The organism is Enterococcus mundtii (genome assembly GCF_003957375.1).
Lineage (GTDB): Bacteria > Bacillota > Bacilli > Lactobacillales > Enterococcaceae > Enterococcus_B > Enterococcus_B spodopteracolus.
Map to the genome: position 1 here is coordinate 1246640 of NZ_CP025473.1, position 16883 is coordinate 1263522.

Consider the following 16883-nt stretch of genomic DNA (forward strand, 5'->3'; position numbering starts at 1 on the left):
CCAGGAGGGTATCAACACATGGGAAAATTAGGAATTTCAATTTATCCAGAACGTTCAACGTTTGAAAAGGACAAAGAATATTTAGATTTAGCACATAAATACGGATTTAAACGTGTATTCACAAGTTTATTACAAATTGCAGACGATAAAGAAAAAGTCTTAGCAGACTTTAAAAAGGTAGTCGATTATGCCAATCAATTAGAGATGGAAGTCATGGTGGATATCAACCCAGCATTATTTGAACAATTAGAGATCACTTATGATGATCTATCGTTCTTTGATGAGATGGGGGCTGACGGCATTCGTCTTGATATTGGATTTACTGGAGCTGAAGAAGCAAAAATGACTCGAAATCCATACAATATCAAAATCGAGATCAATATGAGTTCAGGCACGAATTATGTTGACAATATCATGAGCTATTCGCCGAACACAGATAACTTACTAGGTTCACATAACTTTTACCCTCATCGTTATTCTGGTCTAGGATATGATCACTTTGTCGCTTGTTCAGAGAAATTCCGCAAATATAATTTGAATACGATGGCATTCGTAAATTCACAAACAGCCGACTTTGGCCCATGGCCGACGCAAGACGGACTTTGTTCACTAGAAGACCATCGTGATCTTGAAATCGCGACGCAAGTCAAACACTTGATGTTGACAGGTTTGATTGATGATATCTCAGTAGGAAATGCTTATGCGAGTGAAGAGGAATTGCGCGCAATGTCTGAATCCTTCTTTGCAAGTTATCCTACATTAAAAGTGGATGTAGCAGAAGATATCACAGAAGATGAACGTATTTGTCTATTCGATAATCTTCATAGTTATCGTGGGGATCGCTCAGAGTATATTTTGCGTTCAACGATGACACGCATCTATTACAAAGACAAACCATTCCCAGCGCATAATACGAAAGATATGACCCGTGGGGATGTGTTGATCGATAACGTTGGTTATGGTCAATATAAAGGCGAAACACAAATTGCTTTAAAAGAAATGAAAAATGATGGACGAGTGAATGTCGTCGGACGTATCTCAGACGATGAGTTATTCTTACTTGATTTCTTGAAACCATGGTCAAACTTCAAGTTGATCGAAAGTAAATAATTGTACAATTAAATATTGAAAAGACCTGTAAAGCTCTGATCGCTTTGCGGGTCTTTTTAATGACGATTATTATTTATTCTAGATTGCATCACACGTCCTCTTTGTTTATACTGATTTTAGACAGTACATCAATGTAAAAGCAAGGAAGGTATAAGATGAAACTTTGGATCAAAATTTTAATCGGTGTGACATTACTCGTGACAGTCGTATTAGTCTTTGCGGGCAATTATTTTTATAACTATGCCGTTGTTCCTTCAGAAAAAGACTTTTTAGAAGGCGATACTCCTGGCACAACAAAAACAAATGAAGAATCGAGTGCACAATCTTGGTTTGCGAATCCTGACAATCGTAAAGAGTGGCAACAGACATCTACGGATGGGTTGAAGCTATCAGCCATTTATCTACCAGCAACAGACAGTCATAAGACGGCGATTGTGGCTCATGGATATATGGGCAATGCAGAAACGATGGCAAATTACGCAAAGATGTTCCATGATCTTGGCTATAACGTATTAGTACCTGATGCGCGTGGACACGGAAAAAGTGAAGGGGATTATATCGGTTTTGGCTGGCACGAACGGAAAGATTATGTGAAATGGATCGATCAAGTGCTTGAAACAAACGGTCAATCGGAAGAAATCGTTCTATACGGTATTAGTATGGGGGCAGCGACTGTGATGATGACTAGCGGAGAATCACTGCCTACAAATGTTAAAGCGATCATCGAAGATTGCGGTTATTCCTCTGTTAACGAAGAATTGGCTTATCAGCTCAATGAATTATTTAGCTTACCACCGTTTCCACTGATCCAAGTAACCAGCTTGATGACAAAAATCAGAGCCGGCTATTTCTTTGGGGAAGCTGATGCGATCAAACAATTAGAAAAAAACCAATTACCTATGCTGTTTATCCATGGGGATGCGGATACATTTGTTCCTTACGAAATGTTGGACAAAGTCTACCAAGCGACGAACGGACCAAAAGAAAAATATATCGTCCCAGGAGCAGAGCATGCCAAAGCATATTCGATCGATCCTGAGAATTATCAAAAGACTGTAAGTAGTTTCCTAGAAAAATATGTAAAATAACTGTTGTGACCAAAGTGTTTCTTAAAGAACTTTAAGAACTTTCTTGAAACTTTTGGTCACAACGTTTTATTTTGTCTCCATTCGTTCTTGCAGTAAAATAAAGAAAGAGTCAGGAATTTCCGTGAAACTTTCAGTTTAATGATGGACAAACGGGCCATTCACCGATAAAATAGACAGGACTTGTGTTTATTGTGGAAATTCAGGTAGTCAGTATAGTTAGAATAGATAAAAGGAAATAGGAGGACGATAATATGTCCATGTTTTTAGATCAAGTAACAATCGACGTGAAGGCTGGTAAAGGCGGAGACGGGATGGTTGCGTTTCGTAGAGAAAAATATGTACCTGATGGAGGACCGGCTGGTGGTGACGGCGGTCAAGGAGGCGATGTGATCTTAGTCGTTGATGAAGGCTTACGCACGTTGATGGACTTCCGTTTCAACCGGCACTTTAAGGCTCAGCCCGGTGAAAATGGCATGAGTAAAGGAATGCATGGACGTGGTTCTGATGATACGTATGTCAAAGTTCCTCAAGGAACAACTGTACGTGATGCAGAAACAGGGGCACTCTTAGGAGATTTGATTGAAGATGGCCAGACTTTAGTAGTAGCAAAAGGTGGCCGCGGCGGTCGCGGAAATATTCGTTTTGCTTCTCCAAGAAACCCTGCGCCGGAAATTGCTGAAAACGGCGAACCCGGGCAAGAACGTAAAATCGAATTAGAATTAAAAGTACTAGCAGACGTAGGTCTCGTAGGCTTTCCTTCTGTTGGGAAATCGACCTTGCTTTCTGTGATCTCTTCGGCAAGACCAAAAATCGGGGCGTATCACTTTACTACCCTTGTGCCAAATCTAGGAATGGTCACTACAAGTGACGGACGTAGTTTTGCGGCGGCGGATCTTCCCGGACTGATCGAAGGAGCTTCACAAGGCGTCGGATTAGGCACACAGTTTTTACGTCATATCGAGCGTACTCGTGTCATTTTGCATGTGATCGATATGAGTGGAATGGAAGGGCGCGATCCTTACGAAGATTACTTGGCGATCAACCATGAGTTGTCTTCTCATAACTTGCGCTTGTTAGAGCGTCCACAGATCATTGTAGCAAATAAGATGGATATGCCGGATGCAGAAGAAAATCTAGTGAAATTCAAAGAACAACTAAATAAAAACAAAGAAGATGAATTTGCCGATGACATCCCAGTATTCCCGATTTCTGGCGTGACTCGTAAAGGACTGGATGCCTTACTGAATGCGACAGCCGATCTGTTGGAAGTAACACCAGAATTCCCATTATACGAGGAAGAAATCGAAGAAGAAACCGTTCATTATGGCTTCAATCCAGAAGGTCCTGAATTTACGATCGATCGTGAACCAGATGCGACATGGGTATTGTCAGGTGAGAAAATCGAGAAGTTGTTCCAAATGACTAACTTTGACCACGATGAAACGGTGATGCGTTTTGCTCGCCAATTACGTGGGATGGGTGTCGATGAAGCCTTGCGTGCCAGAGGTGCAAAAGATGGTGACTTGGTGCGTATTGGTGAGTTTGAGTTTGAATTTGTCGAATAATATTAGATACACCACATATTTAAGTGACTAGATAGCCGTTCAGTTCCAAGTAATAAGGCAAAATTTGAGAAAATAATCATTCATTTTTTTGGGGTTTGACTTACTCTCTTAGGAGCTGGCTTTCGTAGAACCTTTATTGGATTTAAGGAGTTGACGAATGTCAAACTCCTTTTTTTGTACACTGCGTTATTTTTTAAAGGTTTTCTCTTTTATTTTTGTTTATTCCAAGGTACACTAAAAGAAAATGAGAAAGAGGCGATCTCCATGAGCAAACGAGTGATCATATTGAATTTTGAGTTAGAAAGTCAAGCTTACCAAGCATTTTCCGAAATCAAGAAGCTTCACATGACGAGAGCGATCAAAGGCGAACAAATGGCGGTCATCAGCCATCAGTCTAATGGCGCCCATCAATTCAAAATCGAAGACTTCTTAGATTTTACCGGGAACAATAAATCCTCTAAAGGTGGTCTGATCGGAATGCTAGTTGGCGTTTTAGGTGGCCCATTAGGGATCTTGCTAGGATGGTTTGCGGGCGGAATGATTGGTGCGAGCCAAGATGCCAAGGAAATCAAAGATGCACAGACAGTGTTTGATTTTGTCGGAAATAAGATCGGCGAAGGCGCAACAGGTCTGATCTTGATCGCAGAAGAAGAGGACAACCGACCATTGAACCAACTTGTGATGATGGAATTAGGTGGAGAAATCACTCGATTGGATTATGAAGAAGTAGAACAAGATGTTCATGATGCAACTGAGGTAGAAAAACATGCAAAAGAAACAGCACAGAAAAATTGGGATGAAAAGCACAAAAAGCCAACCGATAGCTCAGAGGATACTACGCCTTCTGAATAACGATAAAAAGAATGGATGTAAGAATAGTGGTACTTATTCACTCTTTTCATTTATAGGGACAGTCTTCTAAAAATTATCCTGCGAATTTCAGTTGATTGTCGGCTGATTTTACCCTAGAATTAATAAGAATGAATAGAAAGTTAGGTAAATTATGGAACTAGAATTTTTAGGTACAGGCGCAGGGGTTCCTGCTAAACATCGAAATGTCTCAAGTATCGCATTGAAACTTTTGGACGAGCGAAATGAGATTTGGTTGTTTGATTGTGGGGAAGGCACGCAAATGCAGATTCTACGAACAAATATCCGTCCAAGAAAAATAGCAAAAATATTTATTACTCATCTTCATGGGGATCATATTTTTGGCTTGCCAGGTTTAATCAGTAGTCGCTCTTTTCAGGGTGGCGAAACACCATTAGAAATCTATGGCCCTAAAGGAACGGAAGCATTTGTACGCAATGCGCTAACGATTTCTCAAACAAAACTAGGTTATCCCCTTGTTTTTAATGATTTATCAGAAGATCAAGCCATTTTTGAGGATGCACACTTTTCTGTGTATGCAAAAAAATTAAGCCATGGCATCGATAGCTACGGATATCGGATCGTTGAGCATGATCATAAAGGCGAATTACAAGTGGATAAGCTTAAAGAACTGAATATTCCAGCTGGTCCCATCTATGGAAAACTAAAAAAAGGGGAGACGGTCCAATTAGACAATGGCCAGCTCATCAATGGACGTGATTTTGTCGGCCCAGATAAAAAAGGTCGAATCGTGACCATTTTAGGGGATACCCGAAAAACAACCAATTCTGTTATATTAGCAAAAAACGCAGATGTTTTGGTGCATGAAAGTACCTTTAATAAAAACGAGGCAAGAATGGCCCATAATTATTTCCATTCGACGACTCATCAAGCCGCAGAAGTGGCAAAAGAAGCAAATGTCCAAAGATTATTACTGACCCATATCAGTGCGAGATATCTAGGGAAAGCAACACAAGAACTTGAGCAAGAAGCACAAGAAATCTTTCCAAATACAAAAGTCATGAAAGATTTTGAGGTTGTGGATGTTCCGTTTCAAGAGGAGGAAAAAAGTTGAATTTAGAAAATAAAGTCGTTTTAGTCACTGGTGGCTCTGGTGGTTTAGGTGCACAAATCTGTTATGAAGCAGCAAAACAAGGGGCAATCGTTGTCACGTGTGCTAGAAGAATCCAACAAATCGGCGAAGTGAAGGCGGTTTGTCAAGAATTAAGTGGAAAACCAGCATACGCGTTTCAACTAGATGTTAGTAATCCTGACAGCGTAGATGAATTGTACGACAAGGTGATGACTGAGGTCGGTCGTGTCGATATTTTAGTCAATAATGCTGGATTTGGCATCTTTGAGGATTTCTTATCCTTTGACTTAGGAAAAGCCTACGATATGTTCGAAGTCAATGTCTTAGGGATGATGGTATTGACACAAAAATTTGCGATCGATATGGCAGAAAGACGTCAGGGACATATCATCAATGTGGCATCTATGGCAGGAAAAATGGCGACAGCTAAATCTACGATCTATTCCGCTACTAAATTTGCTGTTTTGGGCTTTTCAAATGCGTTACGTTTAGAGTTGAAGCCTCTAGGAGTCGCGGTCACAACGGTAAATCCCGGACCAATCGAAACGGAATTTTTTGATAAGGCTGATCCAAGTGGTAGTTATTTGGAAAAAGTCGGTCACTTAGTTTTGGATTCAACTAAATTAGCACAAACGATCGTGCGAGCGATGAAACATCCTAAACGTGAGATCAATCAGCCGGTGTTGTTAGAAATCGCGTCTAAATTTTATGCACTTTTCCCAACCATTGGGGATTATTTTGCAGGTGGAATTTTTAATAAAAAGTAGGTGAAGTAAATGAAAAAGCAAGGTAGTGTGATCGTTGGTTTTTTACTTGTACTTGTTATTGTCGTGTTCGCTGTATTGAACAATCAAAATGTTCCTGTAAGCTTTGGATTTGCTTCTTTTAATGCGCCATTGATTCTAGTGATCATTGGTTCAGCATTGATTGGTGCATTGATTGTATTTTTAACAGCCTTTACAACATTATGGCAACAGAAAAAACAATTAAAACAATTAACAAAAGAATTAGCAGAGAACCAAGCAGATATCCAAAAGAAAATCGAAGAGGCGACAGAAGAACAACAAAGACAATTTCGAAATGAACGTGCGGAACTTGAAGCGGCCTATCAAGCAGAATTACAAGCAAAGCAAATACAGATCGAACAAATGCAAACACCTTCTGAATCACCTTCTCAAACACCAAAGCAAAGTGTTAATTACTTTGATTAATCAAAGATCACTGTTGATTTTCTAAAAAGCAAATAAAAGAAAGTGATAGAAATCACTATCTTAGGAATTATTAGAGGATTTTTTATCCAATTTCTAGCAGGCAACCAAAGTGGGCAAACGAATCTGTTATGTCTACTTTGGTTTCTTTTAGTTGGATATGTCAAAATCTATTCTTCTGAAATTCTTTTTTTTAGAGAAGACGTTTGCTATAATGACTAAGTTAGGGGTGAGCATGTGAGACGAGCGAATTTTGATTGGAAGGTCAATGAAACAACACCTTCTGAATCTTTTATCCAAATAATCAAACAGCAGCAATTGTCTCCTTTGATCGGTCAATTACTGTGGCAAAGAGGATACCGAGAGGAAGAAAGTATCCATCAGTTTTTACATCCAAAAGAACAAAAACTCTATGATCCTTATTTGATGTTTGACATGGACAAGGCAATCAGCCGAATCCAAGAAGCGGTGATCAGCGGCGAGCAGATCTTAGTTTATGGAGATTATGATGCAGATGGTATCACCAGTGCGACCGTCATGAAAGAAACGTTAGAGTTGCTAGGTGCCCAAGTGGAAGTCTTTTTACCTAATCGATTTGAACATGGGTATGGACCTAATCTAACCGTTTATCAAGAAAAAATAGCCGCAGGTACCCAATTGATCGTGACTGTCGATAATGGTGTAGCTGGGCATGAAGCAATTGTTTATGCACAACAGCAGGGAGTAGATGTGATCGTGACAGATCATCATGAGTTGCCTAGTGAATTACCGGCGGCTTATGCAATCATCCATCCCCGCCATCCACGAGGCAATTATCCTTTTGGAGAATTAGCAGGTGTCGGTGTCGCATTTAAAGTAGCGACCGCTTTGTTGGAAGAACCACCAGCAGAATTTTTAGATTTAGTCGCAATTGGCACAATCGCTGACCTTGTCTCTATGACCGATGAGAATCGGACGCTAGTGGCGTTAGGCTTAGAGGCAATTCGTCATACCGAGCGAGTAGGCTTACAGGCGCTGTTTGCGAAAAGTAGTGTACGTGCGAATGAAGCGGATGAAACGATGATCGGTTTTTCGATTGCGCCGCGCTTGAATGCCATCGGCCGGATGGGAGACCCTAATCCAGCGGTTGAATTACTAGCCACATTCGATGAAAGTCAAGCTCAGACGTTAGCCGAGCAGCTACAAACGGTCAATGAAGAACGTAAAGCGATCGTTGAGCAAATCACCTCAGAAGCATTGGCGATGATCAATGAAGAGAACCAGATCCATTTATTAGCACATCCTGGTTGGCATGAAGGTGTACTAGGGATCGTCGCAGGAAAAATCATGAACAAAACAGGAAAACCAACAATCGTTCTAGATATCAAAGACCAGTCTGTTGCAAAAGGATCAGGTCGAAGTATCGAAGCGTTGAATCTTTTCGATATGCTGAATGAGATGCGTGAATTGTTTACATTTTTTGGCGGCCATCATGCAGCAGTCGGATTAACAATGCCAACGGAAAATATCCCTCAGTTACAAGACCGGATGAATGCTTATATAGAAGAAAAGCAAATCGACTTGTCCAAAGGTCCTGTGTTGGCGATCGATGAAATCGTCTCCCCAAAAGATGTAACGGTCGAACAAATCGCCACATTGAAATTACTGGCACCATTCGGAACAGATAATCCTGTACCTAACTTTTTATTCAAACAGGTTGCTGTCCAAAATGTGAAACGAATCGGCTCGAACCAACAGCACTTGAAGCTCTCTTTAATAGATGAAGATAGTCAATTAGATGCTGTCGCGTTTGGTTTTGGCCCTCAAGAAAACGAATTTGTAGACGATTCACTTGATATTGTAGGACAATTATCGATCAATGAATGGAATGGGCGCAAAAAACCGCAGCTGATGATTTCTGACTTTGAAGTAGAAGGATTGCAAGTATTTGATTGGCGAGCGAAACGTTACCGAACACTAGCAAATGACATCGAAAGTCCGTTCTATTTAGCGTTTGATGAAGCATCGATCAAAGAACTAAATGAGTCGATACAAAAACACATCATTCGTTGGACAGATAAAGAAATGATTCAATCATGGATTCAGGAAAATGAACCAAACGCATTAGTCGTGATCGATTGTCCAACGGATTTGACCGACTTGAAAGAGATCTTATCATTTGGCTCCTTTAGCCGAGTTTACTTTTTAGGTATTTCTGTTGATGAAGCATACTTGAACGGTGTAGGAACAAGAGAACAATATGCTCGACTCTTCAAACTGATCCATGCGCAAGAACGGATCGATATCCGACATAAATTAGGTGCAATGGCCAATTATTTAAAAATTCCACAAAAATTATTAATTTTTATGATACAGGTGTTTTTTGAGTTGAAGTTTGTTACAATAAACAATGGTGTTTTGGAGAAAGTCGCAGATCCGGCGAGTCATCCATTGACTGCAAGTGACCGCTATCAGGAGCGATTAAAAAAAATCAAGTCAGAGGAATTCTTACTATTAAGTGACATTCCCACAATAAAAGAATGGTTAACAACCTAGGAGGAAACAATAAGTGGATTTAAAAAATTATATTGCCAGTATTCCTGACTATCCGTCAAAAGGAATTATATTTAGAGATATCTCGCCATTGATGGCTGATGGAGACGCTTATCGTGAAGCAACGAAGCAAATCGTTGATTATGCGAAAGAAAAACGTATCGATATGGTCGTTGGACCAGAAGCACGTGGATTTATCGTAGGTTGTCCAGTGGCTTACGAATTAGGCGTGGGCTTTGCTCCTGTTCGTAAAAAAGGAAAATTACCTCGTGAAACGATCGAAGTCACTTACGGACTTGAATACGGTACAGATACCTTGACGCTGCACAAAGATGCAATTCAACCAGGACAAAGAGTCTTGATCTGTGATGATTTATTAGCAACAGGTGGAACAATCAAAGCAACGATCGAATTGATCGAAGAACTTGGCGGAGTTGTTGTGGGTTGTGCCTTTTTGATCGAGTTGATGGACTTGCATGGTCGTGACAAAATCGAAGGCTACGACATGATTACCTTGATGGAGTATTAATCAAATAAAATATTGAACAGAAACCCCCCTTCCACAAACGGATGAATCGTTTGCGGAAGGGGATTTTCGTTGGATGAGTAGCCTCAATTTATTGATGGAACAATTGAGTGCAAGGAGTAGGTAGTCAGTTTGTCGTTAAAAAAAGCAAACGAGCGATCATCGTTTGCTTGGACGGAATTTTCATAGAAGCGATCTTATTTACTTTTACGAGTGCCTGGAGCTGTAATAGGTTTCGTGATAGAAGGAGTCTTCATGGGATTGACGACGTTGTGATTGACGGTATTTTTTTTCATCCCACAACATAAACCACAATGTAAACAAAGGAACAAAAACCAACAATGCTGTACGTAGACCAAAATTACCAATAATAATACCTAAAAACAAAACGATCAATACTAAACCAAAACGTCTCATTGATTTCATGATTTTCACCTCTTTATAGAATGCGAACAAAAGTTCGTACCGTTAGTATACGAACTTTTGTTCGGTTTGTAAAGAGGGAAGTTCAAAAAGAACAAAGATATCTACTAAAAAGAGGAAAAGACGAGCTTGAGATCGTGATCTCAAGCTCGTAGATAAATAACTGAATTTTCTTTTCTTATCAATAAATATGACTACGGTACAGACCAACGACACGACCTAAGATCGACACCTCATCTAAAATGATCGGTTCCAGTAAATCATTCTCGGGTTGCAAACGGAAATGATCTCTTTCTTTATAGAACCGTTTGCAAGTTGCTTCGTCTTCTGCAGTCATCGCAATCACGATATCACCATTTTGTGCAGTTTCTTGTTTGCGGACAATGACATTATCGCCATCCAATATCCCAGCATTGATCATACTTTCTCCTCGGATCGTCAACATGAACAGACTGCCTTCTTCTGAGGAAAGGTTTGGTGGGACTGGAAAGAAGTCAGAAGCTTCTTCGACAGCTAGTATCGGCTCTCCGGCAGTAACAACGCCGAGAACAGGGATCGTCGTTGGGCGAATCCCAATTTTTGATAATCCTTGTTGCGTCAATTCGATTGCACGTGGTTTCGTAGGGTCTCTTTGAATAAAGCCTTTTTTCTCTAATCGGGCAAGATGACCATGGACTGTCGATGTTGAAGAAAGCTGAACAGCTTCTCCGATCTCACGGACAGTCGGTGGATAGCCTTTTTGGGTCACTTGTTCGTGAATATATCTTAAGACTTCGATTTGTCTTGTTTCAGTTTGTCGGGCCACAAGGTACACCTTCTTTCACTTGATAACTAAATAGTACCATAGAAAACACTTGATTTCAAACAAATGTTCGCATTAAAGACTATTGATGTAGTTGTTTTTTTTTCATTTTTTATATAAGATGTAGGAGAAGCAAAAGCGAGGAGGAATAGTTGTGTTATCGCCTGAAAAAATCGAACGTATCAATCAGTTAGCTAAAAAGAAAAAAGCAGAAGGATTGACACCAGCTGAAGTCAAAGAGCAAAAGGAATTACGAGAAGCATATCTGACAGCCTTTCGTTCTGGCATGAGACATCATATTGAAGGGATGAAAGTGGTTGATCCCGATGGAAATGATGTCACACCAGATAAATTGAAAGAAATCCAGAAGAAAAAAGGCCTCCACGACCGAAATAGCAAGTTTTAGTAAAAAAAACTAAAAGTCGTTGCTTTTTTAGAGGAGATACTATAAAATTAGAAGTAGAAATATAGGTAAAAAAAACCTAAATTACAGGAGGGGTTACATTGTTTGATAAAATTGATCAGCTTGGTGTGAATACGATCCGTACATTGAGTGTCGATGCAGTACAAAAAGCAAATTCAGGACATCCGGGGTTACCAATGGGTGCCGCGCCAATGGCTTATGCCCTTTGGACGAAACACTTGAAAGTGAATCCGAAAACTTCTAAAAACTGGGCAGACCGTGACCGTTTTGTCTTATCGGCAGGACATGGTTCAGCGATGTTGTACAGCTTGTTGCACTTAGCAGGGTACCAAGTAACGATTGATGACTTGAAACAATTCCGTCAATGGGATTCAAAAACACCAGGACACCCTGAGGTCAACCATACGGACGGCGTCGAAGCAACGACTGGTCCTTTAGGTCAGGGGATCGCGATGGCTGTGGGGATGGCGATGGCAGAAGCGCATCTAGCAGCGACCTATAACAAAGATCAGTTCAACGTCGTTGATCATTATACGTATGCGTTATGTGGTGATGGCGACCTGATGGAAGGTGTGTCTCAAGAAGCAAGTTCGATGGCTGGTCATATGAAATTAGGGAAATTAATCGTTTTATACGATTCAAACGATATTTCTTTAGACGGACCAACCTCAAAAGCCTTCACTGAAAATGTTGGCGCACGCTATGAAGCTTATGGTTGGCAACATATCTTGGTCAAAGACGGCAATGATTTAGAAGCCATCTCAAAAGCTATCGAAGAAGCGAAAGCCGAAACAGACAAACCGACATTGATCGAAGTGAAAACGGTCATCGGATTTGGTGCACCAAACCAAGGAACTTCTGCAGTCCATGGCGCACCACTTGGCTTAGAAGGCATTCAAAAAGCCAAAGAGATCTATGGTTGGGAATACCCTGACTTTACCGTACCAGAAGAAGTGGCGGGACGCTTCCGTCAAACGATGGTTGAAGAAGGCGAAAAAGCTGAAAATGCTTGGCGTGAGCTGTTCGCAGCATACAAAGCAGCGTATCCAGAATTAGCCCAACAATTTGAAGATGCCTTTGCTGGGAAATTACCAGAGAATTGGGATGCAGAACTTCCAACGTATGACGAAGGTGAAAGTCAAGCAAGTCGTGTCTCAAGTAAAGAAGTCATCCAAGAATTATCAAAAGCGATCCCAAGCTTCTGGGGTGGTTCTGCCGATCTATCTGGATCAAACAATACGATGGTCACAGCAGACAAAGACTTCACGCCTGAACACTATGAAGGCCGCAACATTTGGTTTGGTGTTCGTGAGTTTGCGATGGCATCAGCGATGAACGGGATCCAATTGCATGGCGGTACCCGGATCTATGGAGGAACATTCTTTGTCTTTGTCGATTATTTGCGACCAGCTGTGCGTTTAGCAGCGATCCAAAACACGCCAGTCATTTATGTCTTGACCCATGACTCTGTGGCAGTAGGTGAAGATGGCCCGACACATGAGCCAGTGGAACAATTGGCTTCGGTTAGAAGTATGCCAGGTGTCCATGTCTTACGTCCGGCGGACGGGAACGAAACTCGTGCAGCGTGGAAAGTTGCGATGGAATCCACAGATACACCAACGATCTTAGTCTTGAGTCGTCAAAATCTACCAGTTCTTCCATCAACGAAAGAAGTGGCAGATGATATGGTTAAAAAAGGTGCCTATGTCTTGTCACCAGCTAAAGGGGAACAACCAGAAGGAATCTTGATCGCGACAGGTTCAGAAGTGGATCTAGCTGTCAAAGCGCAAAAAGTATTGGCGGAACAAGGAAAAGATGTTTCAGTGGTTTCTATGCCAAGTTTTGATTTGTTTGAAGAACAATCCGCGGAATATCAAGAAAGTGTTTTGCCAAAAGCAGTGACGAAGCGTGTTGCGATTGAAGCAGCTGCTTCATTTGGATGGGAACGTTATGTAGGAATCGAAGGTCAAACGATTACGATCGATCACTTTGGTGCTTCTGCTCCTGGAAACAAAATACTTGAAGAATTTGGTTTTACAGTAGATAATGTAGTCAACGTCTTCAATCAATTATAGACAAATACTGAAAGCAGTTCGATTGGAGTGCTTGGAGATTTTTTCCAAGCCTCCAATTTTCTATTTTTTTAGGTATAAATTAGTAAAAAGGGATAATTGTCGTTACTTTTGTGTTACTTTTTGATTACGTTGAGATTACAAAAAGTAAATAATTGAAGATTCGTTTGAGTTTCAATAAAATAAAACGTATAATTTAAATGATTAAGTTTCGTTTAAGAGGAAGTTTTATTTACTGTTTCATTTGAGGAGGAATTTGAATGCAAGAGCTGAGAACCCGTAGCGCTCGACACCATAGGCCCAAAAGGAAAATGACCATCAATAAAAAAGCCATTGCACCTTTAGTGGGGACAAGCCTATTAGTTGGGCCAATGTTGGTCACAGCAACACCACAAACTGTACGTGCGGATGAATTAGATGTCGCATCTTCTGCCGATCCGCAAGCATTTATCAATCAAATCGGATGGGCTGCTTCTGAAGTTGCAGCAAGCAATGACTTATATGCATCTGTCATGATTGCACAAGCATTACTTGAAAGTGCGTATGGTACATCTGGATTATCAAGTGCACCATATTACAACTTATTTGGAGTCAAAGGTAGCGCAGGTCAATCTGTGGTATATATGAATACGCAAGAATATTTGAATGGTCAATGGGTTACGATGAACGAACCTTTCCGTCGCTATTCATCTTATTGGGAGTCATTCCAAGATCATGCGAATGTTTTACGTTCTACTAGTTTTTCGACAGGCGATTATCATTATTCAGGTGTATGGAAAAGTAATACAACCAGCTATTATGATGCAACAGCTTATTTAACTGGACGTTATGCAACAGATCCTAATTACGCATACAAATTAAATGAATTGATCAGCACATATAATCTGACTCGCTTTGATACACCATCAACTGGTTCAACGACAACTAGTACGACAAGTACCACAACGACTAGTACGACAACCTCTACAACGACTACGACAAGTAGTAACCAAACTTATACTGTCGTCTCTGGAGATACACTTTGGGATATTGCTCAAAAATTCGGTATGTCCGTTGATGATCTGATGGCAAAAAATGGCATGACGATGTCAAATTATTCATTATTGGTTGGACAAGAAATCAATGTCTAACTTTATATCAACTTAAAAATAGAGGCATATCATAAGATGTGTCTCTATTTTTTGCTTCTCCAGTAAGAATCACTCGCAGAAGTACCTCTTTTGTATTATGATTAATAGAGAAGCAAATGAAGGGGGAAAAAATATGACACAGAAGATTTATCAGTCGATTACAGAATTGATCGGTAAAACACCTATCGTTCGATTAAATAAGATAGTTCCAGAAGGAGCTGCGGATGTTTTTGTTAAATTGGAATTCTTCAATCCAGGTGGAAGCGTGAAAGACCGTATTGCCTTGAATATGATTGAAAAAGCAGAGCATGATGGGATATTGAAACCGGGTGATACGATCATTGAACCAACTTCAGGGAACACTGGTATTGGTTTAGCGATGGTCGGTGTAGCAAGAGGATATCATGTGAAACTTGTCATGCCTGAAACGATGAGTATCGAGCGTCGCTTATTGATGAAGGGCTACGGAGCAGAACTAATTTTAACTCCAGGAACAGAAGGTATCAGTGGTTCAATCAAAGAAGCAAAACGGCTGGCTGAAGAAAATGGTTATTTCTTGCCTCTGCAATTTGAAAACCCAGCTAATCCATTAGTTCATGAAAAAACGACTGGTCCAGAAATCCAAGCGGCATTTGGTGTGAATGGGCTGGATGCGTTTGTCGCAGGAATCGGTACTGGTGGAACGATCACCGGTGCGGGACACGAATTAAAACGGATCAATCCAACACTTAAGATCGTTGGAGTTGAACCAGCCGAATCTGCCGTTTTAGAAGGAAAAGAACCTGGTCCACACAAAATCCAAGGCATCGGGACAGGGTTTGTCCCTGATACGTTAGATACGAATGTATATGATCAAGTCTTATCAGTATCTAGTGAGCAAGCAATGATCACAGCTCGCCGTATGGGGCAAGAAGAAGGAATCTTAGTGGGTGTTTCAGGTGGAGCCGCAGTTGAAGCTGCGCTTAATGTAGCTAAAGAACTAGGAGCTGGAAAAAAAGTTCTTGCGATTATTCCTGATAATGGAGAACGTTATTTGTCTACTCCTTTGTATCAGGATATGTAAGTCTACGTGAAACTCTGAATAAAAAGTGTGAAATAATGGTGAAACATCTGTTATTTTACACTTTTTTTGCATAAAATAGGCTAAATTATAAAATTCTTTTCTTTTTCTTTCCGTAATATGTAGATTTAAAAAAATAAAAATAGTATGATAATTAAAGAACAATAAGGTGGGGTTTTGTTTATATGGAAAATAAAAAAGTAGCAGCGGCGATCGAGCAACTGAAAAAAGAAAATATTCGGATTACGCCGCAAAGATACGCAGTTTTAGAGTATCTGATCGAGCATCGTTCGCATCCAACTGCAGATGAAATCTACAAGGCACTTGAGCATCGCTTTCCTAATATGAGTGTTGCTACAGTTTACAATAATTTACGATTGTTCACATCGATCGGGTTTGTTCAAGAAATGAAATATGGTGATGCATCAAGCCGATTTGATTTTAGTTCACAAAGACATTATCATGTGATTTGCCAAAATTGCGAGACGATCGTTGATTTTCATTATCCTGGGCTAGAAGATATTGAAATGGCGGCGGGGCGCTTAACTGATTTTGAAATCCATGATCATCGTTTAGAATTATATGGGCTATGTCCGAATTGCAAAAAATAAATCGTGCGAACATCTGAAACATCGATAAGGTCAAATGACTTTGCTGATGTTTTTTTTGTGTTTCATTTTGTGTTTCATTTGTGTCGTTTAGAAAAACATAACATAACTACCCCAGTGAAACTAAGAAGGGAGTACACTGATAGTTTTAAGAAAGGCGCAAATATTTATGCAATTTTTTATGTGATTTCGTATTCATTCACAAGCGCAGAGGCTTTAGTTTAAAAGTTCACAAAAAGAATGTTTATTTATCAGTGTTTTAAATTGGAAATGCGCAAAATATGATAAGTAAGCATTTGTGAATTCACAAGCATAAAACTGTTGGATACGTTTTAATTTTGCTATAGTAAAAATTGTCAAAGGACAAATCGT

General features: G+C 40.2%; 16 protein-coding genes. 14 read left to right on the forward strand and 2 right to left on the reverse strand.

Annotated features, from left to right (window positions below; translation table 11 throughout):
• The first annotated feature begins 18 nt into the window (after window positions 1-18).
• The 9 genes from CYK55_RS06250 to CYK55_RS06290 all read left to right on the forward strand — a co-directional run bounded on the left by CYK55_RS06250 (window position 19) and on the right by CYK55_RS06290 (window position 9995).
• A complete protein-coding gene (locus tag CYK55_RS06250) occupies window positions 19-1110 on the forward strand; it encodes a DUF871 domain-containing protein (RefSeq protein WP_126134057.1) in 1092 nt (363 codons plus the stop codon).
• Between the two features lie 155 nt (window positions 1111-1265).
• The gene (locus tag CYK55_RS06255) at window positions 1266-2198 is read left to right on the forward strand and encodes an alpha/beta hydrolase (protein ID WP_034689256.1); all 933 of its coding nucleotides are present in this window, start codon (window positions 1266-1268) and stop codon (window positions 2196-2198) included.
• A gap of 251 nt (window positions 2199-2449) precedes the next feature.
• Window positions 2450-3763 carry a GTPase ObgE gene (gene obgE, locus CYK55_RS06260; protein ID WP_034689254.1) on the forward strand — a complete coding sequence of 438 codons (1314 nt, stop codon included), beginning with the start codon at window positions 2450-2452 and terminating at the stop codon, window positions 3761-3763.
• Between the two features lie 264 nt (window positions 3764-4027).
• Window positions 4028-4615, forward strand: a complete 588-nt coding sequence (locus CYK55_RS06265) for a hypothetical protein (protein WP_023519572.1) — start codon at window positions 4028-4030, stop codon at window positions 4613-4615.
• A 151-nt stretch (window positions 4616-4766) separates the two neighbouring features.
• Window positions 4767-5708 carry a ribonuclease Z gene (gene rnz, locus CYK55_RS06270; protein ID WP_034689253.1) on the forward strand — a complete coding sequence of 314 codons (942 nt, stop codon included), beginning with the start codon at window positions 4767-4769 and terminating at the stop codon, window positions 5706-5708.
• Window positions 5705-6493: an SDR family NAD(P)-dependent oxidoreductase gene (locus CYK55_RS06275; protein ID WP_029594283.1), complete on the forward strand. Its 789-nt coding sequence runs from the start codon at window positions 5705-5707 to the stop codon at window positions 6491-6493. Before rnz ends, CYK55_RS06275 begins: the two co-directional genes overlap by 4 nt.
• Window positions 6494-6502: 9 nt before the next feature.
• Window positions 6503-6937 (forward strand): LapA family protein, encoded by a 435-nt coding sequence (locus CYK55_RS06280; protein ID WP_023519574.1) that lies wholly within the window; start codon window positions 6503-6505, stop codon window positions 6935-6937.
• Between the two features lie 234 nt (window positions 6938-7171).
• A complete protein-coding gene (gene recJ, locus CYK55_RS06285; protein WP_126134058.1) occupies window positions 7172-9469 on the forward strand; it encodes a single-stranded-DNA-specific exonuclease RecJ in 2298 nt (765 codons plus the stop codon).
• A 13-nt stretch (window positions 9470-9482) separates the two neighbouring features.
• A complete protein-coding gene (locus tag CYK55_RS06290; protein WP_010735573.1) occupies window positions 9483-9995 on the forward strand; it encodes an adenine phosphoribosyltransferase in 513 nt (170 codons plus the stop codon).
• Between the two features lie 204 nt (window positions 9996-10199).
• Here CYK55_RS06290 and CYK55_RS06295 read toward each other — a convergent pair whose 3' ends face one another.
• Together CYK55_RS06295 and lexA are read right to left on the reverse strand one after the other, a co-directional pair.
• A complete protein-coding gene (locus CYK55_RS06295; RefSeq protein WP_023519576.1) occupies window positions 10200-10418 on the reverse strand; it encodes a hypothetical protein in 219 nt (72 codons plus the stop codon).
• 178 nt (window positions 10419-10596) lie between these two features.
• The gene (gene lexA, locus CYK55_RS06300; RefSeq protein WP_010735571.1) at window positions 10597-11220 is read right to left on the reverse strand and encodes a transcriptional repressor LexA; all 624 of its coding nucleotides are present in this window, start codon (window positions 11218-11220) and stop codon (window positions 10597-10599) included.
• 151 nt (window positions 11221-11371) lie between these two features.
• On the opposite strand from lexA, the gene CYK55_RS06305 reads away from it, so the two are divergent.
• The 5 genes from CYK55_RS06305 to CYK55_RS06325 all read left to right on the forward strand — a co-directional run bounded on the left by CYK55_RS06305 (window position 11372) and on the right by CYK55_RS06325 (window position 16514).
• Window positions 11372-11623, forward strand: a complete 252-nt coding sequence (locus tag CYK55_RS06305) for a DUF896 family protein (RefSeq protein ID WP_010735570.1) — start codon at window positions 11372-11374, stop codon at window positions 11621-11623.
• A 98-nt stretch (window positions 11624-11721) separates the two neighbouring features.
• Complete coding sequence (gene tkt, locus CYK55_RS06310) at window positions 11722-13716, forward strand: transketolase (protein WP_126134059.1); 1995 nt, start codon at window positions 11722-11724, stop codon at window positions 13714-13716.
• A gap of 257 nt (window positions 13717-13973) precedes the next feature.
• On the forward strand, window positions 13974-14843 hold the full coding sequence (locus tag CYK55_RS06315) for a glucosaminidase domain-containing protein (protein ID WP_019724201.1): 870 nt from the start codon (window positions 13974-13976) through the stop codon (window positions 14841-14843).
• Between the two features lie 133 nt (window positions 14844-14976).
• Window positions 14977-15906, forward strand: coding sequence for a cysteine synthase A (cysK, locus tag CYK55_RS06320; RefSeq protein WP_034690529.1), 930 nt, complete (start codon window positions 14977-14979; stop codon window positions 15904-15906).
• A gap of 182 nt (window positions 15907-16088) precedes the next feature.
• A complete protein-coding gene (locus CYK55_RS06325; protein WP_034690531.1) occupies window positions 16089-16514 on the forward strand; it encodes a Fur family transcriptional regulator in 426 nt (141 codons plus the stop codon).
• Window positions 16515-16883 lie beyond the last annotated feature (369 nt).